Below are 23,969 nucleotides of genomic sequence, written 5' to 3' on the forward strand. Positions count from 1 at the left end.
CGCCCCGGGTGGGTACAGGGTCACGCATGAACGAGTGGCTGCCGGCGCCACATGAGGGATATCTGCCGATCGAGGACCACGGCCTGATCGGCGATGGCCGCGGTTGCGCCCTGGTGGGCCGCGACGGCGCCATCAGCTTCATGTGCGTCCCCCGGTTCGACGCCCCGCCCCTGTTCTGCTCACTGCTCGACCGCCACCGCGGCGGTTCCTTCCTACTGGCACCGGAGGGCCTGCGGCTGAGCCGCCAGCACTACGTCGAGGACACCGGCGTCCTCGTGACAGAACTGCGTACGGACACCGGAGTCGTCGAGATCACCGATGCGTTCCTGCTGCGACCAGGCGCGCGGTTGGAGGTGGACGCCCCAGCCGGTACGGGAGAACTGGTCCGGCACGCGCGCGTCACACACGGCTCCGTCGATCTGGCGGTGGCGGTACAGCCACGGGGTGGAACCCACACCGAGCGTCAGACGGCGGGCTGGCAAATGACGTGCCCCCGGCAAGCCCTGAAACTGCACCTCACCGCTTCCCGGCCACTGCCCGGCCCCCGGTGCACCCTGTCCCTGAGCCAGGGCGAGGACCTCTGGTTCCGTCTGCGCTGGAGTGAACGACGGGACACCGACCCGGGACGATCGATCTCCCCGTGCTTCAACGACACCGTACGGGCGTGGCGCCGCTGGTCGGCCTTCGTAGTGGACGACACTCCCCGCGCTGACCTGGTGCGCCGCTCGGCCATCACCCTGAAGCTTCTCGACTACGTCGAGAACGGCGCCATCGTCGCCGCCCCGACGTCCTCCCTGCCCGAACGCATCGGAGGTGACCGGAACTGGGACTACCGCTACGCCTGGATCCGGGACGCGGCGTACACCGTCTTCGCCCTGCGCCGCATCGGCCTTCCCGACGAAGCCGGAGGCTTCCTCCACTGGGCGCTGACCGCCGCCTGGCGGGACGGGCGACTGCGCGTGCTGTACGACGTGGACGGCCGGCCACCGCCGCCGGAAGTGATCGACGAGGAACTGGAGGGCTACCGCGGCTCCGCACCCGTACGGTGGGGAAACGCCGCCGTCGAACAGCTCCAGCACGACGTCTACGGTGAACTCCTCGACTGCGCCTTCCAATGGGCGGCCACGGGACGACCCTTGAGCACCGGTCTGTGGCACCGCCTGTCCGGCCTGGCCGAACAAGCCCGCACCGCATGGCGGACACCGGATCACGGCATCTGGGAAGTACGCACCCACGGACGCCCGTTCACGTACTCGGCAGCGATGTGCCAGGTGGCGCTCGACCGCGCCGCACGACTCGCCGCCCGCCTGAATCTCCCGGGCAACGCCACCACGTGGGCCGCGGAGGCCCGCCACCTCACCGGCCGGATCATCCACGACGCCTGGGACGAGCACACGCACTCCTTCACAGAACACCTCGGCGCACGAGGCGGCCTGGACGCCTCCCTGCTCGCCCTGCCCCTCAGACGCGTCCTTCCCGCCGACCACCCCCGCATGGTGGCCACCACCCAGGCGATCACCGAACGCCTCGGCGCGGGCGACGGCCTGCTGTTCCGCTACCTGCCGCAGGACTCGCCCGACGGCCTCCAGGAGCCGGAGGGCGCCTTCCTGCTGTGCAGTTTCTGGCTCGTGGACAACCTCGCGGGCCAAGGCCGCGTCGACGAAGCCTCGGAGCTGTTCGAGAGGCTGTGCTCCTACGCCAGCCCCCTCGGCCTGTTCGCCGAACAGATCGACCCCGCAGACCGCTCCTTCCTCGGCAACTTCCCTCAGGCACTCAGCCACGTCGGGCTGATGTCCAGCGCCGTCGTCCTCGCCCGCACACAGCGCGGCGTACGGCCGGAGCTCTCCACCCACGCGTGGTTTCGGTGAGGGCAGAGGTCTGAGGCTTTGGCATCGGCTCAGAAATGTGTCCGATGAACGTATTCAGGTCTCCGAATAACGGCTTGATATCGCTCGCTGGCACTTTCCATCATCACCGACGGTTATGTGATCTGCGTTACTAAAGATCTTGCAAAGACCGTGATAGAACAACCCAACTCCGCAGGTGGTAATAACTCCTCACCGCAGTGCGGAGCGGTCGGCGTGCACCGGCAACGCGCTCAGGGCGATCACGGTCCGCATCCGTGGGGCCACGTTCAAAGGTCGGCGTTCAGCCGTCGGCGTCCACTCCCACCAACCGCACATCGACCGGAAGCACTCACCCCGTGTTCCGGTCCTGCGCCATCGAGGTAGCCACCGTGTCACTCGACTCCGTCACTCAGTCCGTCGACGAAGCCGTCAGCGACTTCTTCGAGCCCATAGCCAAGTGGCTCGGGGAAGCCGTCTTCTACGCCGTTCCCGTCGCGGGGACGGACCTTCCCCTCATCGTGGCCTGGCTCGTCGTCGCCGGTCTGGTCTTCACCGGCTGGTTCGGGTTCGTTCAGGTCCGCAAGTTCAGACTCGCCGTCGACGTGGTGCGGGGGAAGTACGACGAGAAGGGGTCGGCCGGTGAGGTCAACCACTTCCAGGCACTGACCGCGGCCGTCTCCGGCACGGTCGGTCTCGGAAACATCGCCGGTGTGGCCGTAGCCGTCTCCATCGGTGGCGCCGGCGCCACCTTCTGGATGATCCTGTGCGGCCTGCTCGGCATGGCGTCCAAGTTCGTCGAGGTCACCCTCGGCGTGAAGTACCGCGAGGTGCATGCCGACGGCACCGTCTCCGGCGGGCCGATGCACTACCTGCCTAAGGGCCTCGCCGACCGATTCGGCACGAACGGCAGGAAGCTCGGCAAGGTCCTCGCTGTCCTCGCCTCGTTCATGATCCTGTTCTTCGGCCTCTTCGGCGGCAACCTCTTCCAGGTCAACCAGTCCTACGCGCAGTTGGTCTCCGTCACCGGCGGCGAGGACGGGCTGATGGGCTCCTCCGCCGGCGCGCTGTTCTTCGGCATCCTGGTCGCCGCGCTCGTCGGCATCGTGCTGCTCGGCGGTATCCGCTCCATCGCCAACGTCACCAGCAGGCTCGTGCCCGCCATGGCCGGCATCTACATCGCGGCCTGCCTGGTCGTCATCCTGGTCAATGTCACCGCCGTCCCGGACGCGTTCGTCACGATCATCGAGGGCGCCTTCAACCCGGAGGGTGTCGCCGGCGGTGTGCTCGGCGCGCTGATCATCGGCTTCAAGCGGGCCGCCTTCTCCAACGAGGCGGGTCTGGGCTCCGCGCCGATCGCCCACTCCGCGGTGAAGACCAAGCACCCGGCCAGCGAGGGCCTTGTCGCCCTGCTGGAGCCGTTCATCGACACCGTCGTCATCTGCACGATGACCGCGCTGACCATCGTCATCGCCAACCCGGCCAGCTGGGCCGAGGCCCGCAAGGACCCCGACTCCATCGGCGGCGTCACGATCACCTCCGACGCCTTCGAGACGGTCCTGCCCTGGTTCCCGTACATCCTCACCGTCGCGGTGCTGCTGTTCGCCATCTCCACCGTGCTGACCTGGGGCTACTACGGCCTCAAGGCGTGGACCCACCTCTTCGGCCGCAGCAGGACCAGCGAGCTGACCTACAAGGTCGTCTACACGCTGTTCGCGATCACCGGCTCGCTCCTGACGCTCCAGACCCTGATCGACATGGCCGACGCGGTGCTCTTCATGCTCGCCGTCATCAACATCATCGGCCTGTACCTCCTCGCACCGGTCGTCAAGCGCGAGCTCAACTCCTTCCTGGAGTTCGTCCGCGCCCGTGACGCCGGTGAGGCCATCGAGGGCGAGGAAGACCAGGAGTCGGTGAAGACCACCGTCTGACCGTCCCCCTCCCGGCGGCCCGGCTCCTGAACGGGCCCGTGCACACCTTGCGCCTTGGTGAGCACGGGCCCGTTCCCCTGCCGGCTGCGCCGTCGCACAGGCATCGTCCGACTGCGTCGAGACCGCATCTCCCAACCTGTTGACACCGCTGCCAAAGTCGCTGGAGAGCTGGGACACCGCTCCCGCCACCACGACGATCGCCGCAGCCACTCCGAGGACTCGGCCGATGAGCCGGCCCGTCTGGCTCGGGCATCCATGACCTGCCACGCCGGCCCATGCCATGGGCCCTCCGGGGCGTACAGCTCGCCGACAGCCTCGATCCGCCCTTGCCCGTCCGGCCGGTGAGAGGCATCACGGTCGCCTGCTCGAAGCCGCACGGCCCGGTCCATCCCGGGAACCGGCCGGAATCCGGGTCGTACAGCCGGCCGCCTCCATCATGACCAGGTGGCCCTCGGTGTCGGAGAACCGCTGCTCGCCGCCGAAAGGTCCAGGTGTGGTGACGGCCCGGGTGGACTGGTGACACGGCAGGCTGGAGCCGCTGCGCCCGGACGAGGAGGTCGTATGGACTGGCTGGTCACGCTGATCGGTGCCGCCATGGTCTTGGTCATCCTGAGGGATCTGTTCCACACGCTGTGGCATCCGACGCGTCACGGGGGCCTGAGCCGGATCGTGATGACGGGGCTGTGGCGGCTGCTCTCCCCGGGCCGTGCGGTGCGCGGGGCGGCGGGGCTGGTCGGACCGCTCGGCATGGTCGGTGTGGTGGTGATGTGGGCGTGTGGAGTGGCCGTCGGCTGGGCCCTGGTGTACTGGCCCCACATGCCGGAGGCGTTCGCCTTCTCCAGCTCGCTGGAGCCGGCCGAGCACTCAGGGCCGGTGGACGCCCTCTACATCTCCCTGGTGATCGTCGCCACCCTCGGCCTGGGCGACATCGCCCCCGCGGAGGGCTGGCTGCGCGTCGTCGCACCTCTAGAAGCCCTGGTGGGCTTTGCGCTGCTGACGGCGACCGTCTCCTGGGTCCTCGGCATCTATCCCGCGCTGGCCCGGCGCCGGGCGCTGGCGCTGCGGATCTGCCACCTGCGCCGTGCCGGTCTGACGCCGCAGCAGCTGGATTCCGATGCCGGGGCCGCGGTGCTGGACGGACTCGCCTGTGACATCGCCCGGGTCTGCGTGGACTTCACCCAGTACCCCGAGTCCTATTACTTCCACGACGGTCCCGGCGATACCTCGCTGGCCCGGACGATCGGCTACGCCGCCGACCTGGCCGAGCAGGCGCGGCGGGCGGAACACGCGGGTATCCGCCTCGCGGCTTCGGTACTCGGCGCGGCACTCGACGACCTCGCCGCCGTACTCGACGACCGCTTCCTGCACACGCAAGGCACCGCGCAGCAGGTCCTGGCCGCCTACGCGCACGACCACGGCAGCCGCTGAACCCGAAGGCATCCGCGCCCTGTCGGCACGGGCCTCGGCATGTACGGCTGCTTGGGCCGGCACACAGCGGCGCGTCGGCATCGGACGCTCAGTGGGCGCGACTCACGGGTAGGGTGTGCGGCCGGGATCTCGATGAGCACTTGACGCAGGCGGGTGAAGACGGCGGCCGTCGGGCAGGCGGGGAAAGGACGGCCATGGCGGGCCTGGCGACGCGGTTGCGGTCATGGTCGTCGCTGCTCACCGCCCACCCCGCCCGCGCGGTTGTCCTGGCGTTCGCGGTGGTGGTCCTTCTTGGCGCTGTGCTGCTGTCCCTGCCCTTCGCCGCGGAGCGGGGTTCCTCGCCCGGTTTCGTGACCGCGCTGTTCACGGCCACCTCGGCGGTGTGCGTGACGGGTCTGGCCGTGGTGGACACCGGAACGTACTGGAGCGGCTTCGGTGAGGGCGTGATCCTCGCCCTGATCCAGGTCGGCGGTTTCGGCATCATGACCCTGGCTTCACTGCTGGCGGTGCTGATCGCGGGCCGGCTGCGGCTCCGGATGCAGCTGACCGCGCAGGCGGAGACGAAGAGCCTGGGCATCGGTGAGGTACGGCGCGTCCTGCTCGGCGTGGCCGGTACCACGCTGATCGTCGAACTCGCGGTGGGCGCGGTGCTGTCGCTGCGCTTCCGGTACGGCTATGGCGAAGGCATCGGCAGCGCCGTGTACCTCGGCTACTTCCACGCCGTGTCCGCGTTCAACAACGCCGGTTTCGGGCTGCACGCCGACAGCCTCACCCGCTACGCCCAGGACCCCTGGGTGACCCTGCCCGTCGCCGCCGCGGTGATCCTGGGAGGTCTCGGTTTCCCGGTGCTGCTGGAACTGATGCGCCACCGCCGCCGACGCCGTACGACGGGGCATCGCACCTGGAGCCTGCACGCCAAACTCACCCTGATCACCACCGCAGTCCTGCTGGTCGCCGGAACACTGCTGACCTGCCTGCTGGAGTGGACCAACCCCGGCACGCTCGGCCCGCACACCCCGGCGGGCAAGATCCTCGACGGCTTCTTCCACTCCGCCATGAGCCGCACGGCCGGCTTCAACGCGATCGACGTCGGCGCGCTGCACCCCTCGACGCTGCTGATGACGTGTGTGCTGATGTTCATCGGCGGAGGCAGCGCCGGAACCGCGGGCGGCATCAAGGTCACCACCTTCGCGGTGCTGCTCGCCGCGATCCTTGCCGAGGTGCGGGGCGAGCCCACCTCCACGGTGCTGGGCCGCCGTCTGGCACCGCACGTGCTGCGCCAGGCCCTGACGGTGGCGCTGCTCGGAGTGGGCCTCGTCATGGGCTCGACGCTCGTCCTGCTCACGCTGACCGAGGAGCCCATGGACGCGGTGCTGTTCGAGACCGTGTCCGCCTTCGCAACCGTCGGTCTGTCCACCGGTATCACCGCCGACCTGCCCACGGCCGGGCAGCTGCTGTTGGTCGTCCTGATGTTCGTCGGCCGCCTCGGCCCCATCACGCTCGTCTCGGCCCTCGCCCTGCGCGAGCGCACCCGCCGTTACGACCTGCCAGAGGAGCGACCCGTCATTGGTTAACAAGCTGCACGCCCTGCGCCGTCGCCACCGCAAGCGTCCGACGGAGACCGACGCCCGTGGCGGTGACCAGCGCGTCGCCGTCATCGGGCTCGGCCGCTTCGGCTCCTCGCTGGCCAGCGAGCTGATGCGGCGCGGCTGGGACGTCCTCGGCATCGACACCGACGCCCGACTTGTCCAGAAGTACAACGACGGGCTCACCCACGCCGCCGTCGCCGACTGCACTGATCCGGAGGTGCTTCGCCAGCTCGGCGTGCACGAGTTCACCAGCGCTGTCGTCGCCATCGGCACCGACATCGAGGCGTCCATCCTGGTCAGTTCCAACCTGCTGGAGGCCGAGGTGCCCAACATCTGGGCCAAGGCCATCAGCCGCCAGCACGGCCAGATCCTCGAACGCCTCGGTGTGCACCATGTCGTCCTGCCCGAGCACGAGATGGGTGAGCGCGTCGCCCACCTGGTCACCGGCCGGATGCTGGACTTCATCGAGTTCGACGACGACTACGCGCTGGTGAAAACCGTCGCCCCGGACATCGCCACCGGCATGCCGCTCGGCCAGAGCCAGGTCCGCAGCAGGTACGGCATCACCGTGGTCGGCATCAAGCGGCCGGGAGAGGGCTTCACCTACGCCACCGCCGAGACGGTCGTCCAGAAGGGCGACGTCATCGTCGTCACCGGCAAGACCCGCGCGGTGGAGTCGTTCGCCGAGCTCAGCTGAAGCCCCGTTCCGGGGGCTGCTTGTCCGCGCGATGGAGCTTCAGGTCCCTGTTCACGAAGAGGTGCACGAATCCGCACCGCCAGCAGATCAGCCCGGTCGCCGTCTCGTCCGCCCACGCCATCTTCATGAACTCCAGGCCGACGCTGTTCAGCACGTCCCGCTCCCGGAACACATCACTGCCGCAGACCTGGCAGGTGATCCGCATCTCGCCGATCACTGCCCGGACCGGCTTGGGTGCCATGGCGGTCTCCTCTTCCCCGGTGGTCACCGGCCTGGTCGAGGCCGGTGACCACCGGGGGCTATCCCGCACGTGTGTGCGACGGCTCTGTGGATCCGCCGGCTCGTCAGGCCGAGACCGTCGGCAGCGCGCGCGATGTTCTGGAGAGCTCATTCGATGCCTCAGGACAGGCCGCCTGTGCGGGGGGCCGGTCCGGTCCGGCCCCCCGCGGCGTTACTCCCCCCGCGCCCCCGCCTGCCGGGTGACCGCGCGCAGCAGGGGGCGGCTCAGCCCGGCGGCCGTCAGGATTCCGGCGAACCCGGCGGCGCAGCATGCCGCGAGAACGATCAGGCCGCGTGCGTCGAACGAGGAGTCGCCGCCGGCCAGCGTTATCGATCCTCCGCACAGCAGGCCCGTCGCGACGGCCCCGCCCGCCAGCACCGTGACCGGGATCAGTGTCTCCCGGTTCCGGGCGGCGTCCAGGACCCGCAACGGGGTCCCGGCCAGGTGCAGCAGGCCGTAGGTGCGGCGGCGGTCGAGGACGGAGGAGGCGGCGGTGATCCCGGCCGAGGTGATGGCGACCGTGAACGTCACCACGAGCACCACCCGGGTGAGGGTGGTGAAGTCGCGGGTGAACCGTGCCTCGGACCAGTTCACGTCGGTGGTGGTGAGCGGGTACTGGTCGGGTGTCAGGCCGGTGAGCGCGGTGCGGGCGCGGTCCAGCTCGGCGGGGCCGCCGGACACGGTGGCGGTGACCTGGCGGCTGTCGTAGGGGGCCTGGGCCACGAGGCCGTCGTCCACGCCGATCACCGCGGTCACCCCGGCGGCGTGCAGGCGCTGTTCGGCCAGCGTGCGCACCTGCGTCACCTTGTTGACCGGGACGGCGGTGGCGAGTTGGTCGGGCCGTCCTCCCCACGGGGGAGCGGCGTCCAGGGTGAGCAGGGCGAAGAACCCGGCGACGAAACCGGCCAGGGTGAGCCCGGAGACGATTTGCCAGGCGGCCTTCGGATCGTCGAGCAGCCGGCGCCCGGCCAGCAGCGTCGCCGGCCGCTTGGCCAGGGCGGTGACGATCCTGCCGAGCAGCCGGACCACCCAGGGCCCGATCACGGCCAGAGCCAGGAAGATCGCGGCGAACGCGTACAGCGCCATGGAGTCGCCGCTGCCGTACTTCTTGGTGATCCAGCCGTATCCGGCGACGACGGCCACGAAGACGACCGCTCGTACGGCGCTCGCTCCCCGGCTGCGCGAGCGGCGTGCCACGCCCAGCGGGCCGACGACCACCTGACGGAGTCCTGCGAGCGCGCTGACCACGACCAGCGCGACCACCCCGGCCGTCACCGCGAGCAGCGGCAGGGCGCCGATCCACAGGTCGGCCGTGTACCAGGCGCCGCCCGCGAGTGGCAGGCTCGCCGCCACCGGCAGCAGCACGGCGTACCCCACGGCGCCGAGCAGCGCTCCGGCCGTCCCGGTCAGCAGTGCCTCGGCGGCCGCCAGCCCGGTGATACGGCCCGGCGTGGCACCGATGAGGCGTAGTGCGGCGAGCCGCTGGTCGCGGCGGGAGACCGACAGCCGGGCGGCGGAGGCCCCCAGCACCAGCAGCGGAACGATGACGAGGACGGTGGCGAGCCGGGCCAGGAACTCGTACATCCTGCCCATGCCGTCCGTGAGCGGCGCGCCGGTGAAGGATGCGACGCGGGTGGGGGAGGCGATGTCGCCGACCCGGCGCGGATCGGGCGCGCGGGGGGCGGTGACCGCCTGGTCGGTGGAGCGGTGTCCGATCACCGCGACGAGTTCGCCGGGGTGCGCCAGCGCCGCGCGGCCCAGCGTTCCGGTGGGTGTGCCGGGGACGGGGTGGCGGTCGGCGGGCAGCCGGTCGAGCAGGGCGCCGAGCGCCGGGGAGACCCACAGTTCGCCCGGGGCGGGGAAGCGGTCGAGGCCGGGCGGGGCGGGAGCGGTGCGTCCGGGCAGCCGCGCGACGTCCACGACGGTGACGGGCACTCCCCGGGTGAACGTCGTGCCGACCGCCTCGACGGCCACCGGACGGGAGGACTCCACCGGGTTTCGCCAGTCGGTGCGGTCCGAGCGGTGCTGGAAGCCCAGGTTCATCGCGACGCACAGCAGCAGCAGTGCGGTGGACACGGCCGCCGCCGCGACCGCGAGCCCGGTGGTGAGCAGGCCGGTGCGGCCGCCGGCCCGGGTCAGCCGCCAGGTCAGCGCCCAGGTGGTGCGGTCCGGTGCCCTCATCGCCGGTACCCCGCCTTCGCCTCGGTCCCGGTCTCCGTCTCGGCCTGGGTTCGGGTTTCCGTCTCGGCCTGCGCGCCGGTCTCCGTCTCGGCCTGGGTTCCGGTCAGGCGGCCGTCGCGGACCTGTACCGTGCGGTCGCACCAGCGGGCCACGTTCGCGTCGTGGGTGACGACGACCAGGGCGGCGCCCTGGCCGCGACTGACCTCCACCAGCAGATGGATCACGTCCATGCCGGTGGCCTGGTCCAGCGCGCCGGTCGGCTCGTCCGCGAAGATCACTTTCGGGCGGCCGACCAGGGCCCGGGCGATGGCAACCCGCTGCGCCTGGCCCCCGGACAGCTGTCCGGGACGCCGGTTCTCCAGGCCCTGCAGGCCCAGCGGCCCGAACCACTGCCGGGCCTGCTCGACGGCCTCCCGGCGCACCGTGCCGCCGAGCATCAGCGGAAGGGCCACGTTCTCGTCGGCGGGCAGTTCCGGCAGCAGCTGGCCGGACTGGAAGACGAAGCCGAACGCGGTGCGGCGCAGCTCGCTGCGGGCCGGTTCGCGGAGCTTGTCGATCCGCTTGCCGTCCAGCAGGACTTCACCGGAGTCGGGTCGTTCGATCCCGGCCAGGCAGTGCAGCAGGGTGGATTTGCCGGAGCCGGACGGGCCCATGACGGCCAGCGACTCGCCGGCCGTCACGTCGATGTCGACGCCGGCCAGGGCGCGGGTGATGCCGTAGGACTTGAACAGGCCGGTGCCGGTCAGGACGGCGGAGGGGGTGTTCATCGGGCGGTCTCCCCGGAGAGAACGGTGATCATCAGGTGCATGCCGTCCACGATCGGGGCGCACGGTTTCCGGCGGGCTCGGCCGGACGGCCGGTTGTGGCCGCCGGACATCGGCCATTCGGCCGAGTCCGCGGGGAATCGCCGCTTCCGTATCCTGCCGGGTGTGTACTCAAGGACTCCGCTGCTCCGCCGGGCGCTGATCGCCGCCGGCTGGATCATCCTCGGCCTGGTGGGGCTGCTCGACGTGTTCGCCGACGGCGCGCCCGAGTACCGCTGGTCGAGCTTGCTGCCGATGGTGTCCGGGCCGCTTGCCTGCATGGCGCTGGTGTCGCCCGCTCGTCGGCCGAGCGTGCAGGTACGTGCCGTGCTCGCCGTCGGCGGTTCGCTGGTCCTCACAGCCGTGATCGCCACGTTGGCGGGCCCGGACAGTGCCGGTACCTGGGGGGCGCTGGAGAGCGTCGCTCTGCTGGTGCTGCTGTCCCGTGCGGTGTGGGCGGTGCCGGGCCCGAGGGCCGCGGCGGCCGTTTCGGCCGCACTGACCGCGGCGGTCATCGTGATCCCGCTGCGCTTGTTGCCGATGGACGTCCAGAACGACGGCCAGGACGCCCTCAGCGGGTCCCTGCTGATGACGCTCGCCGCCGGCGTGGCTCTCGCCTGGGGCATGCGGGTACGGCTGCTTGAGGAGCGGCGGGCCCGCGACATCGCCGCCGTGCGTCAGGGCCAGCGACTGGAGCTCGCCCACGACCTGCACGACTTCGTCGCCCACCACGTCACCGGCATCATCGTCCAGGCCAATGCCGCACTCACCCTCCAGCACACCGCACCGGAACAGGTCGGACCGCTGCTGCAGAACATCACCCGCTCCGGATCGGAGACGTTGGACTCGATGCGCCGCCTTGTGCGGGTCCTGCGCGAGGACGACCACGCGGGCGTCCGGCCCGGCGAGGTGTGGGCGGAACTCGCCCGCCTGGTCTCCGCGTTCTCCGGAGACGAAGGGGACGCCCAGTTGCACGTGGCGGCGGCGGCCCGCGAAGTACGGCTCGGCCCCGAGGTGGAGACGTCCGTGCACCGCGTGGTGCAGGAGGCACTGACCAACGTGCGCCGGCACGCGTCCGGCGCCCTGGTCGCGGTACGGATCGACGTGGACGGGCACCGGCTGCGGGTCGAGGTGCACAACACGGCACCGGCCGCGCGCCTTGCCGTCCCCGTAGGCGGGCGCGGCGGCTTCGGGCTGGTCGGCCTGCGGGAACGCGTCGAAGCGGTGGCGGGCACGCTGACCGCCGACCCCACCGACGACGGTGGCTGGCGGGTGACCGCCGCCTTCCCGGTGCTGGCCGCTGTGGCAGGATCACCGGCGTGAACGACGCGGCGATCCGGGTGCTGATCGCGGACGACCAGGAGCTGGTCCGGATGGGCTTCCGGCTGATCCTCGGCGCCCAGCCCGGTATCGAGGTGGTCGGTGAGGCCGCCGACGGCGCCGCCTGCGTGGAACTCGCCCGCCGGCTGCGGCCGGACGTGTGTCTGGTCGACATCCGGATGCCGAAACTGGACGGCCTGGACGTCACCCGGGCCCTGGCAGGCCCCGGAGTCCACGCACCGATGCGGGTCGTGGTGATCACCACCTTCGACCAGGACGACTACGTGCACACCGCGCTGCGCAACGGGGCCTGCGGCTTCCTGCTCAAGGACGCCCCGCCCGGCCTGCTGATCGAGGCGGTGAGGGCCGCCGCCCGCGGCGACGCGCTGGTCTCCCCCGCCGTCACCGTCCGGCTGCTGAAGGAACTGTCCGCCACGCGGCGCGGTCCGGATGCCCCCGGCCCCCTGACCGAGCGCGAACTGGACGTGGTCCGGCTCGTCGCGGTGGGCCGCACCAACCAGGAGATCTGCGACCAACTCGTGCTGTCACTGTCCACCGTCAAGACGCACCTGGCCAACATCCAGCAGAAGATCGACGCCCGTAACCGGGTCGAGATCGCCGCCTGGGCGTGGGAGCGCGGCATGGTCCGGGAGCGGTAGGGCGGAGAGTTCCCCTGCGGGCAGCGGTGGTGTCGCGCATCGCGACCGGCAGCGGCATGCCCGTGCGCTCGCGTGCGGAAGCTCTCAGGCCCGGTCGGCCCGGGCGTCCCCCAGCGGCCGGCCGGGGCGAAGCGTTCCCGTACGGCGGGGTCGTCGAGGAGGCGGGCCGGGTAACCGGGGCCGGTGCGGGCGGTCAGGTCCTGGTGACGCAGGGGTTCGCCGCAGGAGGAGCAGACGACCCGGGCCTCGGTGTCGTGGTCGCAGGGCGTGTGGTGCAGGACCACCGGGGCGCCCTCGTCGCCGGCCAGCCAGCGGTCGCCCCAGGCGTTGAACGCGGCGAGTACGCCGAAGAAGTCGCGGCCCTTGTCCGTCAGCAGGTACGCGTGGCGGACCGGGTCGCTCTGGTAGGCCTGCCGCCGCAGCAGGCCCTCGGCCTCCAGGCGCCGCAGCCGGTCGGTGAGGGTGTTGCGGGCGATGCCGAGCGAGCCGATGAAGCCGGCGAAGCGGGATGCGCCGTAGAAGACCTCGCGCAGCACCAGCAGGCTCCAGGCGTCGCCCAGGATGTCGGCGGTGCGGGCGATGGAGCAGGGCCAGGTGTCGAACGAGGTCCGTTTCACGGCTGCCAGGTTATCGGTTTCATCATGAGACGGACGTGCCCTAGTGTGGTGCGCCCGAAATCTCGGGCTTAAGTTTCTTCCTGGTTTTTGTTGGCTGGCGGAGTGACTTTGGTGAGGTAGTCGGCGAGTGAGTTGAGGATCTCGTCGGCGGTCTTGGTCCAGGTGAAGGGCCGCGGATTCTCGTTCCAGGTGTCGATCCACGCGGTGATGTCGTCCTCCAGGGCCTTCACGGAGGTGTGGACGCCCCGACGGATGAGTTTGTCGGTCAACAGGCCGAACCACCGCTCGACCTGGTTCATCCAGGAGGAGCCGGTCGGAGTGAAGTGGACGTGGAACCGGGGGTGTTTGCTGAGCCACGTCCTGATCTCGGCGGTGTTGTGGGTGGCGTAGTTGTCACAGACCAGATGGACGTCGAGGCCGGCCGGTACCGCTTTGTCGATCGTGACCAGGAACTTCTTGAACTCGATCGCCCGGTGGCCGCGGTGCAGTGCCGATATGACGGTGCCGTCGGCGATGTTGAAGGCGGCGAACAGGCTGGTGATGCCGTGCCGTAGGTAGTCGTGGGTGCGCCGCTCGGGCATGCCCGGCATCATCGGCAGCACCGGCTGCGAGCGGTCCAGCGCCTGAATCTGGCTCTTCTCGTCCACGCACAGAACCACCGCCTTCTCCGGCGGGTGGTGATACAGGCCGACGACGTCGACGACCTTCGCGACGAACTGCGGATCGGTGGAGAGCTTGAAGGCATCCTGCAGGTGCGGCTTGAGGTCGAACCGCTTCCAGATCCGCCCGATGGTGGACTTCGACAGCCCGGTGCGCTCGGCCATCGAAGTCCGCGACCAGTGCGTGTCCTTACCTGGCGTGGACTCCAGCGTCGCGATGACCACGTCCTCGACCTGGTCGAGCAGGATCGAGGGCGGCCTGCCGGGCCGCGGCTCGTCGACCAGCCCGTCCAGCCGCCGCTTGACGAACCGGGCCCGCCAGCGGCTCACCGACTGCTCGCGCACCCCGAGTTCGGCCGCCACCTGCTTGTTCGTCCCGCCCTCCGCGCACAGCAGCACGATTCTCGCGCGCAGAGCCAGGAACTGCGCGGTCTTGGCGCGCCTCGCCCAACGCGTCAGCTGAGCCCGTTCGTCATCACTGAGCACCAGCTCCGACTTGCGCCGGCCGGCCGCGGCTCATCCGCAAGTCCGGCCATCCGCCGGGCAGCAAACCGCGACCGCCACTTCCTCACCGTGTCCGCGGTTACCTTGAACTCCGCCGCCACACGCGTATTCGGCTTCCCGTCCGCGCACGCCAAGACGATGCGTGCCCGCTCGACAAGACGGGGCGCCACCGCCCCGCCCGCCCAGCGCAGCAACTCGGCGCGCTCCTCATCGGACAGCACAACTTCGACGGCACGAGGACCCCGAGACATGAAAACAGGCTACAGACTTAAGCCCGAGATTTCGGGCGCACCACACTAGGGGCGTCTTCGTAGCTGTTACTCCCGTACGTCCGCCAGCCGAGGCCGCCTTGAGGATCTCATTGGCCCGCCGAAGCTCGGCATTCTCGGCCTTGAGCCGCTTGATCTCCGCGGCCTCCTCGGAGGTGACGCCGGGCCGCTGGCCGGCGTCGACCTGGGACTTGCGGACTCACGTCCGCACCGTCCCCGCGGCGCCGATGCCCAGATTCGCGGCCCACTCGGTTGGGTGCTTGGGACGGATCTCCGCGACCATGCGCACCGCACGCTCACGAAGTTCAGCAGGGTAGGGGGCCGGACGGGCCATGACTCGATCCTCTCAGGGAATCGAGCCTCCATCAGACCCGGAGCGGTTCAACCTGATCCTTACCGGCTCGTTAGTGCCGTCGTAGACCGTTCCATTGACCGCATCCACACGCCACATCTCTGCCGCGCCCGGGGCCTCTGGCTCGGTTGCCTGCTCATCCTCGCGCGGCGCCACATTCACGAGCCACTCAGGATGCCAGAGTCCGTCTCGTTTCGTCGCCTTGAGAGTGAAGGCATCCAGTTGGTAGTGCGCTTTGAGTTGGTCAGTGCTCATGTCGCTACCCCTAGTGGCTCGATACTGAACGGCCAACCCGTCGAGTACCGCCGACTCGGCCCGGCTAGCATCGAGCTTTGCCTTGGGGAGTTCAGCTTTCATTGGACCCAGGGCGACATCTACTTGGGATACTTGCCCTGCTCTGCTGACTTGAACATCCAACATTCGGGGCATCAACACGTCGCCTTGGAACCAGCGAAAGCTGGTCATCCATCCTAGTTCGGCAGCCTCGCCAACTTTATAAGTCTTATGAGTAGTCGCATTCTTCGCCCATGGGTAGTGCTCAATCATATACCGTTTCGCGATCTTAAATGCTGACTCCTCCGTATTTGGCTTCTCTGCCTCAGGCACGGGATAGCCCATGACGCTGGGGCGGTCGCTGTCTACAAGCAACACATTGAGATGGTTTTTGTCCGGCCATGAAAGGCTGCCGTTTCCGAACTCGTCTGGGTGTCGCTTGTCTCTGCTGAGTAGATTGAAAACAACATTAGTGCACGAAACGCCTGCACATGGTTGTTCGTGAACCTCGCCCAGCACGTAGTGGTCACCGAATGCCTCGTTGACCGCTTCCTCCACGGCTTGGCGTTGCTGAGATCCTGCTGTCGCGAGGCTCGTACTGTCGACATGTGTGAATGTGACCATCGAACGCGCCAGGCCAGTACCCAAGAAGATTGTCACCGCGAAGGCTGCCAGCGTTGGCTTGGCACTTCCATGCCAGCTGAATTTCCCTCCCCTTGCGGCAAGCAAGGCTGCAGCAAGGGCTACCCCTGCTATACCGCCGAGGATGTTCATTTCGGCGTCCGCGCTGTCGCAGGTACGGCCCAGGCCGTTTACTGTGGCCTGGGTGAACTCGATGGCCACCGGCAACGTCACGACTGCGAATAGCGCGGGCAGCACGTGGCGTACAGCGAGGAGTGCGAAGAATCCGAGTGCCACGGTCATAGCGAGGTTCCACATCCCCTGCGTGGTGTGGAAGGGCTCGACGAGATCGCGGCTGATGACACACTGGCGGCTAGCGCGACCGCTGCCCATGAAATTGGCACCGAGTACACCGGTAAGGGTGGCAGCGAGGCCGCCCCGCAAAGCGCCGAACGAGTAGCCCATGCGACGGAAGAGGAACCATGTCGCACCGCCGAGCACAAGTGCGGTCAGCGTGCAAATCGCCAGGTAGTCATAATGGTTCTGAGGAATCGTGATAAACACGGCATCCTTGCCAAAATCAGGACAGGCAGCAGGAGTGGGGCCCCTCCATGACAGGCGGGGCCCCGGCTACATGAATCAGCAGTGTGCGGCTGGCGTCTGGTAGGTACCGCCGCTGTACTTGAGGAGGCCGGTGCTGTTGTAGCAGCCGTAGTCACCGGTCAGCTTCCAGGACTTCTGCTTTGTCTGGCCAGAGCTGATGGAGATGGACGCGGAGTAGTGGGTGTCGCCCCGCATGCTGTAGCCGAGCTTGACGCTGGTCTTGGAGCCCCCGGTCTTGGAGTAAGTTGTGTAGATGTTGGTCGGGGCGCTGTTGGTCTTCTTGTGATACAGGATGCCGTTGGAAAGGCTGGTGCACCGCTCGGTGGGGTCATTGGATGCCGTGTAACCGGCCGAGTCGCAGTAGGCGGCGGCTGAAGCGGCGGGTGCACTGAAGAGGACGGAGCCTGCCGCTATGGTGCAGGCGATGACTGCGGCACTGGTCTTGGTGCGCACGAAGAACTCCCCGATTGGATGTGTCCATGACAAGCTCCCGCTGTGGTCATTGGCGGGTGCCGTGACTATTTGAACATAGTTCCGCTCAAGCGGTGAAGAGTATTTGATCTCTTCTTGAGCTTACTGTTCTTGCGTGAGGGTTCGGCAGGTCGCTGACGGACCTGCGGGCTCCTTCGGGGTGGAGATCCTGCAGGTGGACAGGTTGGTGGCCGGCTGACGCGCCGGGTTCCACGGCTCCGGTTGCGATGGTGTTGCTCGCACGGACGGGACGTTGTTGGTTAGCCGGGGGCGTCGGCAGGGTCGCGAGCTCTTGCCGGGCGTCGGTGATCACGCCGGTCTAGGTCTAAAACTGACGGACGTTATTGACAGGCACGGCCCTGGCGGGCCTGCAGGTGGCGGCGGTGGAGCGGTTCCGGCTGGGGCTGGTCGACGCGGAGCCGGCGCCCCACTCGCACCGGACACCCGGGGAGCCGGGGCTGCGGGCGTGGCTGTCGACCCGGTTGCGGGAGCGCTCCACCTGGCGGGAGCTGGGGCACGCCCTGCTGTTCGCGGGGGCGTTGTGGCTGATCGACGTGCTCGCGTTCGCCGTCTTCCTGCTGGGCCCGTCGTCCGTCCTCACCATGCCGTTGCTCTGGCCACGATCGGGGAGGCGAAGGTGCTCAAGGCGTGGCTAGTCACCACCTGGCCGGCGGCCTTCGGGTGTGCCGCCCTCGGGCTGGTCATGCTGGCCCTGGGCGCCTACCTGCTGGGCGTCACCGCGGGCGCGCGGGCCGGGCTGGCGCGGCTGCTACTGAGGTTGAACTCGTGGTGTCGCAGGGGCTGACGGCTCGTCGCTCGTGCGGTATCACCGGGGCATGCGGTATCCACAAGGAGGCGGGCTGACCGCCGAACGGCAGCAGTCTCGCGAGGAGTTACGACTCAAGGCGGCTGAGAGGTTCGCCCGGGGCGAGGCGAGCTCGGTGATCGCCAAGGACCTGCGGGTCAGCGTCCGGTCGGTGCAGCGGTGGCGGCGGACGTGGGACGAGGGCGGCCTGCGGGCTCTGCGGTCACAGGGGCCGGCGTCTCTTCCGAGGTTGAGCGGGAAGCAGTTCGCCCAGCTGGAGGCGGAGCTGGCCAAGGGCAGGCCGCACATGGCTGGGAGGACCAGCGGTGGACGCTGGCGCGAGTCAAGACGGTGATCGGTCGGCGCTTCCACCTGACGTACACGATTCAGGGCGTTCGGAAGCTGCTGGTGCGCAACGGCTGGTCCTGCCAGGTCCCGGCCCGACGCGCGATCGAGCGGGACGACGACGCGGTGGCCGGGTGGATCAAGGAGGTGTGGCCGCGCGCGGAAGGCTCGCGGCGGCCCGTGGAGCCTGGCTCGTCTTCGAGGACGAAGCCGGTTTCTCCATGACGCCGCCGCAGGCGAAGACCTGGTCACAGCGCGGCCGGACCCCGGTGGTGCGGGTCCGGGGCCGTTCCCGCAGACGAGTGTCGATCGCCGCGCTGACCTGCTACAAGCCCGGCCACCGGTCCCGGCTGATCTACCGGCCGCGCCGGGACGACGGACAGCGCGACGGGCGCAAGAGCTTCTCCTGGCGCGACTACCGCGACCTGCTGATCACAGCCCACCAGCAGCTCGGCGGCCCGATCGTGCTCGTCTGGGACAACCTCAACGTCCATAAAGCCGCCGACCTGCGGGAATGGGCGGAAGCCAGGGACTGGCTGACCATCTACTACCTGCCGCCCTACGCACCCGACCTCAACCCCGTCGAAGGGATCTGGTCCCTCCTGCGACGCGGCTGGCTCTCCAACGTCGCCTTCAGCACCCCCGAACACCTCGTCCAGCGCATCAGACGCGGCCTACGGCACATCCAGTACCGCAGCCACCTCATAGACGGCTGCCTCGCCGAAACCGGACTGTCCATCAGACCCGCCTGACCAACAGCCACGACATCACGAGTTCAACCTCAGTAATAGCGCCGGACGAGGCCGACCTGGGGGCCAGGGTCGCCGACCTGGCCCGTTCCCGGGTGCGGTTGGTGGACGCCTTCGAGGCGGAGCGGCGGCGCATCGAGCGCGATCTGCACGACGGGGCACAGCAGCGGCTCGTTGCCCTGAGGATGACACTCGGCCTGGCCCGTCTCGACGCCCTGCCCGGCCCGATGGCCTCCCAACTCACCAAGGCGCACAGGAGGCGGGCACCGCCCGTGCGGAACTGCGCGAGATCGTCCACCTTGCTTGCCGGGCAGGGGGTCCGGTCCTTTGGAGCCGGGGTGAATGCTGCTCCCGCGGAGCGGGCAGGGGAAGTACTGCTCAAGGACCGCGTCGGCCAGGTCGAGGAGTTCGTCGAGGCGCTCGGCGACGTGGCTGACGGCGGCACGGTCGTCGACCCCGAGGTCGTACGGCAGTTGCTGCGCCGCCGCCGTGACCCGCTGGAGCGGCTGACCCCGCGTGAGCGGGAGGTGCTGGCGCTGATCGCGCAGGGCAGGTCCAACGGCGCCATCGCCCGTGAACTGGTCGTCTCCGAGGCCACCGTGGGCAAGCACATCTCCGGCATCCTCACCAAGCTGGACCTCCCGCCGGCGGACGAGACCCATCGCCGGATGCTGGCCGTGCTGGCGTACTTGCGGGCGTGGGCGTGCGGCCGACGTCCGGGCCGGGACGCCCGGACCCGGGGCCTCCGGCCGGTCCGTGCGTTGTGCAAAAACCAGCGAGTTGGTTTCATTGCGTCGCCATCAGAGCCCTCCACGGGAGCCAGGGGTGACCAAACAGGACCGGGCCGTCCGGACCCGTCTCGCGCTGATCCGGTCGGCGGCCGAGCAGTTCGAGGCACGGGGATACGTCCGGGCCAGTCTCTCGGAGATCAGCGCGGGAGCAGGCGTCAGCTCCGGCGCGCTGCACTTCCACTTCGCGAACAAGGCCGCCGTGGCCGAGGCCGTCGAGCACGCGGCCGCCCGTGCCCTGCGCCGGGTCGCGGGCCGGGGCCGCGACGGCGACGGGTGCGCCCTCCAGCGCCTCGTGGACGTCACGCACCAGGTCGCCCGGCTGCTGTGCGCCGACATCGTGGTGCGCGCGGGGCTGCGGTTGAACGCCGAGGCGGTCGCCGGGCGGGTGCGGGACCTGCGGCGGGAGTGGCGGGAGTGCGTGCACGAGCTGCTGGCCGAGGCGGAGCGCAGGGGTGAACTCGCCGCCGGGATGCCGCCCCACCGCTCCAGCGCCGTCGTCCTCGCCGCCACGACCGGAATCGAGGTGCTGGCCCGGGAGGACCCCGGCTGGCTGGCCCGTCCCTCGCTGACCGACCTGTGGCACCTGCTCCTGCCGTGCGTGGCCGCACCGCATCTGGCCGACGCGCTGGACCCGGCGGGGACCGAGCCGGACGTCGGCAGGGGGGCGGACGGAGTGCTGGAGGAGCCGGGCCGGGCGGGGCTCGCGCTGCGGTAGCGGGGCACCCCGTCGGCTTCCGGCCGGCCTCCCGGTGGCCAACAGTGTTGAAGCGATGGCCAAAACAAACCGGATGCCAAGTTTTTTCGTCACGTGAACCGCACGATGGTTCCCCAGCCTCTGGACCAAGGAGCGATGAGTCATGGCACAGCAGGCCTGCCCCTTCCTGGCGATCGACCCGTCCGGCCAGGACCTCTACGACGAGATATCCCGGATCCGGGCCCAGGGACCCGCCGTGGAGGTGGAACTCCCGGGCGGCGTACGGGCGTGGTGGATCAACGGCCTGGAGCTGAACAAGCGGCTCCTGGCCGGCCCCGAGACGAGCAAGGACGCCTTCCAGCACTGGCCGGCCTGGATCAACGGGGACATCTCCCGCACCTGGCCGCTCGCCATCTGGGTGTCGGTGCGCAACATGGTCACGGCCTACGGCGCTGACCACAGCCGGCTGCGCAAGCCGATGTCCGCCGCCTTCACCAAGCGCCGCGTCGACGCGCTGCTGCCGCGCGTCCAGGAGATCGTCGACCGGGCGCTGGACGACCTGGAGCGGACCCCCGAAGGTGAAGTCGTCGACCTGCGGGCGGCGTTCGCGGCGCCGGTGCCGCACGAGGTGGTGTGCGAACTCTTCGGCGTACCGGCCGGCGAGGACGGTCCGCGCAGCACCCTCTACCGCATCATCAGCCGCTTCTTCGACACGGCGATCTCCCTGGAGGACGCCCAGGCCAACGGGGTCGAGCTGTACGGCACGCTGACCGCGTTCCTCCAGTACAAGCGCGAGCACCCGGCCGACGACCTGACGACGGCCCTCATGGCGGCGCACGACGAAGGCAGCCTCAGTGAACAGGAGCTGATGGACAACCTGATCCTGCTGCTCACCGCGGGCTTCGAGACGACCGTCAACCTCATCGACAACACCGTGCACAGCCTGCTCGCCCACCCCGACCAGCTCGAACTCGTCCGATCCGGGCAGGTGACCTGGGAGGACGCCATCGAGGAGTCGCTGCGCTTCGAGGCGCCCGGTGCCATGTCGGGCCTGCGCTACGCCGTCGAGGACATCGACATCGAGCCGGGTCTGACGATCCCGAAGGGCGACCCGGTCGTGGTCTCCTTCGCCGGTGCCGGACGCGACCCCGAGCGGCACGGCCCGGACGCCGAACGGTTCGACGTCACCCGGCCCACCAGCCGCGACCACGTCTCATTCGGCCACGGCGTGCACCACTGCCTGGGCCGGCCCCTGGCCATGGCGGAGGCGACGGCGGCCCTGACGTCCCTGTTCGACCGTTTCCCACGGCTGGCCCTGGCCGATCCGTCCCGGCCTCCGAAGCGGCTGCGGTCCATCATCTCCACGGGCCACCAGGAGTTGCCCGTGCTGCTGCACGGCCGGGATGCCGGGCCGGAACCGGGGCCGCGTCCGGAGGAGGCGGAGGCGATCAGGAGGCTTTCCGGCCTTGGAGGAACGAGCGGTACCAGGGTGCCGCGCGCCTGAATCCGGCCGCGAACCCCTCGCCGGGGGAGCAGTCGAGGTCCTTCCAGAAGGTGTCGTCCACGAACCAGTGGTCGACCGTGAGCATGCCGAGGTGATGGAGGGCGAGCGGCTTCCCGGCGGCCCGGTCCAGGGCGGTGGCGACGTCCACCGCCGCACCGCCGCCGGGCTGCTCCTCCAGCAGCGTGCGCGCCGCCCCGAGCAGGTCCGGAACGCCCACCGGCTCGGGGTGGTTGACGTGGTGCACACCGCCGTCGTGCGCCGGGGACAGGGCCGAGGCCACCACCGCACGGCCCAGGGTGTCCACGTCGATCATCGACTGGAGCGCCTCGCAGCCGGTCAGGGTCGCCGACAACTCGCCCAGCAGCCACACCAGTCCGGGGACGACCCACCGGTCGCCCTCGCCGTACACGAGGTGCGGGCGCAGCACCAGGCCGCCCGCCTCCAGGACGTGCCGTTCGGCGGCGGCCCGGGTGCGGCTGGTGGCCGACGCGGGCGCGATCGGCACCTCCCCGGGGCGCACACCGCGGAAGGGGCCCCGGCCGTACACGGCGGCCGTGCTCACGTACAGGATCCGGCGCACTCCGGCGCGCACGGCCTCCTCGACCAGGGCCCGCGTGCCCAGGTCGTTGACCGCCTCGACGGTCTCGGGGTCGCCGCCGACCCGCGTGGCGCAGTGCACCAGGACATCGGCCCCCGCGCAGGTGCCGCGCAGGGAGGGAGGGTCGCCCAGGTCGCCGTGGACGACCTCGCCGGGGCCGGTACCCGGTGGGGTGCGGCGCGCCAAGTGCCGTACGCGGACGCCGGGTTGCCGGTGGGCGGCGGCTGCGACCCTGCTGCCGACGAAGCCGCTCCCGCCCGTGATCAAAAAGTCGGCCGTCACGACAGGGACCGTACCCGGGCCGGATGCGCGCAGGTCAGCGTGGCGCTGAAAACGGACTCGCCGTCCTGCCGCCCCGAGACCCGTACGGTCGTCTCTCCCGGATCTGCCAGATCTCCCGGATTTCCTTGACTTCCCGGATTTCCGGCATCCCCGTCGAGCACCTCCGTCTCGATCCAGCACGGGCTGTGCAGCTCGGCGTACCGGGCGAAGGTCGCCGTCATCGAGCGGGGCAGGAAGGGGTGCCGGCCGGACGCGGCGGTCGCCGCCTGGCGGGCCGCCTCGAACAGGACCATGCCCGGCACGTGGTCGTTGGGCCGCGGGAAGAGCACCGGGTGGCCGGTGTCCACGCGCAGCCGCCAGACGCCGGGGCGGTCGGCGGGGGCGAGGACGACGTCCTCGGCGCGGGAGCGGCCGGCGAGCGCCGGGGCTATGCCCGGCAGCAGCGGTACCGGGGTGCCGACTGCGGCCAACTGCTTCTGTCGCAGCCGGCGGTAGGCGAGGGGCGAGGTGCAGCCGGTGCTGCCGGTGCCGCGGGCGACGAAGCGGCCCGCGCGGCGGAACTCCATCGTGGTCCGCATGCTGTGCAGGCCGCGACCGCGCCGGCGTATCTCGGAGCACACGACGTCGACGTCGACGGGTTCGGCCGCGTCCGACAGCAGGAGCGCGGACGGGTCGGTGTGGACCGTCAGGTCCCACATGACGAAGTGGGTGTCGGCAGGGGCTCCGAACTCGGCGTGCGCGAGCACCATCGAGGCCTGTCGCAACGTTTCGCCCACGATCATCGGGTCCTGGTGGCGGTCGTCCACGGGGCCGAAGAAGGAGTGGGCGGCCGGCCAGTGAGCGGTGAAGCGGAAGCGGGTTTCGGAGATGCGGCGCCACCGGGTGGGGAAGACGTCCGCTTCGGTGGTGCGGTGGGCGAGTTCCTTGGTGACCGCGGTGGCTTCGGAGGCCTTGGGGGGTTCGGTGGGATCGGTGGCTGCGGTTTGTGGCGCGTTCTCGACGGCCGCGGCGGTTCTGTTTGCCGGACGGCCCCGCTGTCCGGTCTGATCGTCCGTGGGTGCGCTTAAAGGTTCTGACTGCGGCATGAGAACCCCCAGGAT

General features: G+C 69.8%; 21 protein-coding genes and 4 pseudogenes. 14 read left to right on the plus strand and 11 right to left on the minus strand.

The window, feature by feature from the left end; translation table 11 throughout:
• The first annotated feature begins 26 nt into the window (after nucleotides 1-26).
• From V8690_RS21265 to V8690_RS21285, 5 genes are all read left to right on the plus strand, one after another.
• Nucleotides 27-1,868: a glycoside hydrolase family 15 protein gene (locus V8690_RS21265; RefSeq protein ID WP_338781129.1), complete on the plus strand. Its 1,842-nt coding sequence runs from the start codon at nucleotides 27-29 to the stop codon at nucleotides 1,866-1,868.
• A gap of 368 nt (nucleotides 1,869-2,236) precedes the next feature.
• Nucleotides 2,237-3,775 carry an alanine/glycine:cation symporter family protein gene (locus V8690_RS21270; RefSeq protein WP_338781130.1) on the plus strand — a complete coding sequence of 513 codons (1,539 nt, stop codon included), beginning with the start codon at nucleotides 2,237-2,239 and terminating at the stop codon, nucleotides 3,773-3,775.
• 561 nt (nucleotides 3,776-4,336) lie between these two features.
• Nucleotides 4,337-5,203 (plus strand): potassium channel family protein, encoded by an 867-nt coding sequence (locus V8690_RS21275; protein WP_338781131.1) that lies wholly within the window; start codon nucleotides 4,337-4,339, stop codon nucleotides 5,201-5,203.
• Nucleotides 5,204-5,397: 194 nt separating this feature from the next.
• Nucleotides 5,398-6,777, plus strand: coding sequence for a potassium transporter TrkG (locus V8690_RS21280; protein ID WP_338781133.1), 1,380 nt, complete (start codon nucleotides 5,398-5,400; stop codon nucleotides 6,775-6,777).
• Nucleotides 6,770-7,489, plus strand: a complete 720-nt coding sequence (locus V8690_RS21285; protein ID WP_338781135.1) for a TrkA family potassium uptake protein — start codon at nucleotides 6,770-6,772, stop codon at nucleotides 7,487-7,489. The genes V8690_RS21280 and V8690_RS21285 overlap by 8 nt, the downstream gene beginning before the upstream one ends.
• On the opposite strand, the gene V8690_RS21290 is transcribed toward V8690_RS21285, so the two are convergent.
• The 3 genes from V8690_RS21290 to V8690_RS21300 all read right to left on the minus strand — a co-directional run bounded on the left by V8690_RS21290 (nucleotide 7,482) and on the right by V8690_RS21300 (nucleotide 10,717).
• Nucleotides 7,482-7,730, minus strand: coding sequence for a hypothetical protein (locus V8690_RS21290; RefSeq protein ID WP_338781137.1), 249 nt, complete (start codon nucleotides 7,728-7,730; stop codon nucleotides 7,482-7,484). The genes V8690_RS21285 and V8690_RS21290 overlap by 8 nt on opposite strands.
• A 210-nt stretch (nucleotides 7,731-7,940) precedes the next feature.
• Nucleotides 7,941-9,950, minus strand: coding sequence for an FtsX-like permease family protein (locus V8690_RS21295; protein WP_338781139.1), 2,010 nt, complete (start codon nucleotides 9,948-9,950; stop codon nucleotides 7,941-7,943).
• Nucleotides 9,947-10,717: an ABC transporter ATP-binding protein gene (locus V8690_RS21300; RefSeq protein ID WP_338781140.1), complete on the minus strand. Its 771-nt coding sequence runs from the start codon at nucleotides 10,715-10,717 to the stop codon at nucleotides 9,947-9,949. The genes V8690_RS21295 and V8690_RS21300 overlap by 4 nt, the downstream gene beginning before the upstream one ends.
• Before the next feature lie 39 nt (nucleotides 10,718-10,756).
• Here V8690_RS21300 and V8690_RS21305 point away from each other — a divergent pair, with 39 nt between their 5' ends.
• Nucleotides 10,757-12,076, plus strand: a complete 1,320-nt coding sequence (locus V8690_RS21305; protein WP_338781142.1) for a histidine kinase — start codon at nucleotides 10,757-10,759, stop codon at nucleotides 12,074-12,076.
• Nucleotides 12,073-12,732 (plus strand): response regulator transcription factor, encoded by a 660-nt coding sequence (locus V8690_RS21310; protein ID WP_338781145.1) that lies wholly within the window; start codon nucleotides 12,073-12,075, stop codon nucleotides 12,730-12,732. The genes V8690_RS21305 and V8690_RS21310 overlap by 4 nt, the downstream gene beginning before the upstream one ends.
• A gap of 362 nt (nucleotides 12,733-13,094) precedes the next feature.
• Here the strand turns inward: V8690_RS21310 and V8690_RS21315 are convergent.
• The 6 genes and pseudogenes from V8690_RS21315 to V8690_RS21340 form a co-directional block, all read right to left on the minus strand.
• Nucleotides 13,095-13,349: pseudogene (locus V8690_RS21315) on the minus strand (helix-turn-helix domain-containing protein); the annotation flags it as partial.
• 68 nt (nucleotides 13,350-13,417) lie between these two features.
• Nucleotides 13,418-14,497, minus strand: a complete 1,080-nt coding sequence (locus V8690_RS21320; RefSeq protein WP_338785413.1) for an IS630 family transposase — start codon at nucleotides 14,495-14,497, stop codon at nucleotides 13,418-13,420.
• Entirely contained in the window at nucleotides 14,464-14,763 is a 300-nt protein-coding gene (locus V8690_RS21325) for a helix-turn-helix domain-containing protein (RefSeq protein ID WP_338775737.1), read from the minus strand. The genes V8690_RS21320 and V8690_RS21325 overlap by 34 nt, the downstream gene beginning before the upstream one ends.
• An 88-nt stretch (nucleotides 14,764-14,851) precedes the next feature.
• A pseudogene (locus V8690_RS21330) lies at nucleotides 14,852-15,115 on the minus strand (IS3 family transposase); the annotation flags it as partial.
• 12 nt (nucleotides 15,116-15,127) lie between these two features.
• Nucleotides 15,128-16,591: a VanZ family protein gene (locus V8690_RS21335; protein ID WP_338781147.1), complete on the minus strand. Its 1,464-nt coding sequence runs from the start codon at nucleotides 16,589-16,591 to the stop codon at nucleotides 15,128-15,130.
• A 75-nt stretch (nucleotides 16,592-16,666) separates the two neighbouring features.
• Complete coding sequence (locus V8690_RS21340) at nucleotides 16,667-17,083, minus strand: hypothetical protein (protein ID WP_338781149.1); 417 nt, start codon at nucleotides 17,081-17,083, stop codon at nucleotides 16,667-16,669.
• Nucleotides 17,084-17,445: 362 nt separating this feature from the next.
• On the opposite strand from V8690_RS21340, the gene V8690_RS21345 reads away from it, so the two are divergent.
• The 7 genes and pseudogenes from V8690_RS21345 (at nucleotide 17,446) to V8690_RS21375 (ending at nucleotide 21,989) form a co-directional block, all read left to right on the plus strand.
• Complete coding sequence (locus tag V8690_RS21345) at nucleotides 17,446-17,757, plus strand: sensor domain-containing protein (protein WP_338781151.1); 312 nt, start codon at nucleotides 17,446-17,448, stop codon at nucleotides 17,755-17,757.
• Nucleotides 17,739-17,906, plus strand: a complete 168-nt coding sequence (locus V8690_RS21350; RefSeq protein ID WP_338781153.1) for a hypothetical protein — start codon at nucleotides 17,739-17,741, stop codon at nucleotides 17,904-17,906. The genes V8690_RS21345 and V8690_RS21350 overlap by 19 nt, the downstream gene beginning before the upstream one ends.
• 31 nt (nucleotides 17,907-17,937) lie before the next feature.
• Nucleotides 17,938-18,476, plus strand: a pseudogene (locus V8690_RS21355) (winged helix-turn-helix domain-containing protein).
• Nucleotides 18,473-19,003 carry a transposase gene (locus V8690_RS21360; RefSeq protein ID WP_338785414.1) on the plus strand — a complete coding sequence of 177 codons (531 nt, stop codon included), beginning with the start codon at nucleotides 18,473-18,475 and terminating at the stop codon, nucleotides 19,001-19,003. Before V8690_RS21355 ends, V8690_RS21360 begins: the two are co-directional and overlap by 4 nt.
• 371 nt (nucleotides 19,004-19,374) lie before the next feature.
• Nucleotides 19,375-19,698: pseudogene (locus V8690_RS21365) on the plus strand (LuxR C-terminal-related transcriptional regulator); the annotation flags it as partial.
• A gap of 127 nt (nucleotides 19,699-19,825) precedes the next feature.
• The gene (locus tag V8690_RS21370; protein ID WP_338781155.1) at nucleotides 19,826-20,506 is read left to right on the plus strand and encodes a ScbR family autoregulator-binding transcription factor; all 681 of its coding nucleotides are present in this window, start codon (nucleotides 19,826-19,828) and stop codon (nucleotides 20,504-20,506) included.
• A 142-nt stretch (nucleotides 20,507-20,648) separates the two neighbouring features.
• Entirely contained in the window at nucleotides 20,649-21,989 is a 1,341-nt protein-coding gene (locus tag V8690_RS21375; RefSeq protein WP_338781157.1) for a cytochrome P450, read from the plus strand.
• Here V8690_RS21375 and V8690_RS21380 read toward each other — a convergent pair.
• Nucleotides 21,934-22,869: an NAD-dependent epimerase/dehydratase family protein gene (locus V8690_RS21380; protein ID WP_338781159.1), complete on the minus strand. Its 936-nt coding sequence runs from the start codon at nucleotides 22,867-22,869 to the stop codon at nucleotides 21,934-21,936. The two genes, V8690_RS21375 and V8690_RS21380, sit on opposite strands and share 56 nt — an antisense overlap.
• The gene (locus V8690_RS21385; RefSeq protein WP_338781161.1) at nucleotides 22,866-23,954 is read right to left on the minus strand and encodes a ScbA/BarX family gamma-butyrolactone biosynthesis protein; all 1,089 of its coding nucleotides are present in this window, start codon (nucleotides 23,952-23,954) and stop codon (nucleotides 22,866-22,868) included. The genes V8690_RS21380 and V8690_RS21385 overlap by 4 nt, the downstream gene beginning before the upstream one ends.
• Nucleotides 23,955-23,969 lie beyond the last annotated feature (15 nt).

The organism is Streptomyces sp. DG1A-41 (assembly GCF_037055355.1).
GTDB lineage: Bacteria > Actinomycetota > Actinomycetes > Streptomycetales > Streptomycetaceae > Streptomyces.

Bases quoted from the DNA above. Each gene is read 5' to 3' on its own strand.
- V8690_RS21265 (WP_338781129.1), top strand. From the start codon at position 27: ATGAACGAGTGGCTGCCGGCGCCACATGAGGGATATCTGCCGATCGAG.
- V8690_RS21275 (WP_338781131.1), top strand. From the start codon at position 4,337: ATGGACTGGCTGGTCACGCTGATCGGTGCCGCCATGGTCTTGGTCATC.
- V8690_RS21280 (WP_338781133.1), top strand. From the start codon at position 5,398: ATGGCGGGCCTGGCGACGCGGTTGCGGTCATGGTCGTCGCTGCTCACC.
- V8690_RS21290 (WP_338781137.1), bottom strand. From the start codon at position 7,730: ATGGCACCCAAGCCGGTCCGGGCAGTGATCGGCGAGATGCGGATCACC.
- V8690_RS21295 (WP_338781139.1), bottom strand. From the start codon at position 9,950: ATGAGGGCACCGGACCGCACCACCTGGGCGCTGACCTGGCGGCTGACC.
- V8690_RS21300 (WP_338781140.1), bottom strand. From the start codon at position 10,717: ATGAACACCCCCTCCGCCGTCCTGACCGGCACCGGCCTGTTCAAGTCC.
- V8690_RS21305 (WP_338781142.1), top strand. From the start codon at position 10,757: ATGCCGTCCACGATCGGGGCGCACGGTTTCCGGCGGGCTCGGCCGGAC.
- V8690_RS21325 (WP_338775737.1), bottom strand. From the start codon at position 14,763: ATGTCTCGGGGTCCTCGTGCCGTCGAAGTTGTGCTGTCCGATGAGGAG.
- V8690_RS21360 (WP_338785414.1), top strand. From the start codon at position 18,473: ATGACGCCGCCGCAGGCGAAGACCTGGTCACAGCGCGGCCGGACCCCG.
- V8690_RS21375 (WP_338781157.1), top strand. From the start codon at position 20,649: ATGGCACAGCAGGCCTGCCCCTTCCTGGCGATCGACCCGTCCGGCCAG.
- V8690_RS21385 (WP_338781161.1), bottom strand. From the start codon at position 23,954: ATGCCGCAGTCAGAACCTTTAAGCGCACCCACGGACGATCAGACCGGA.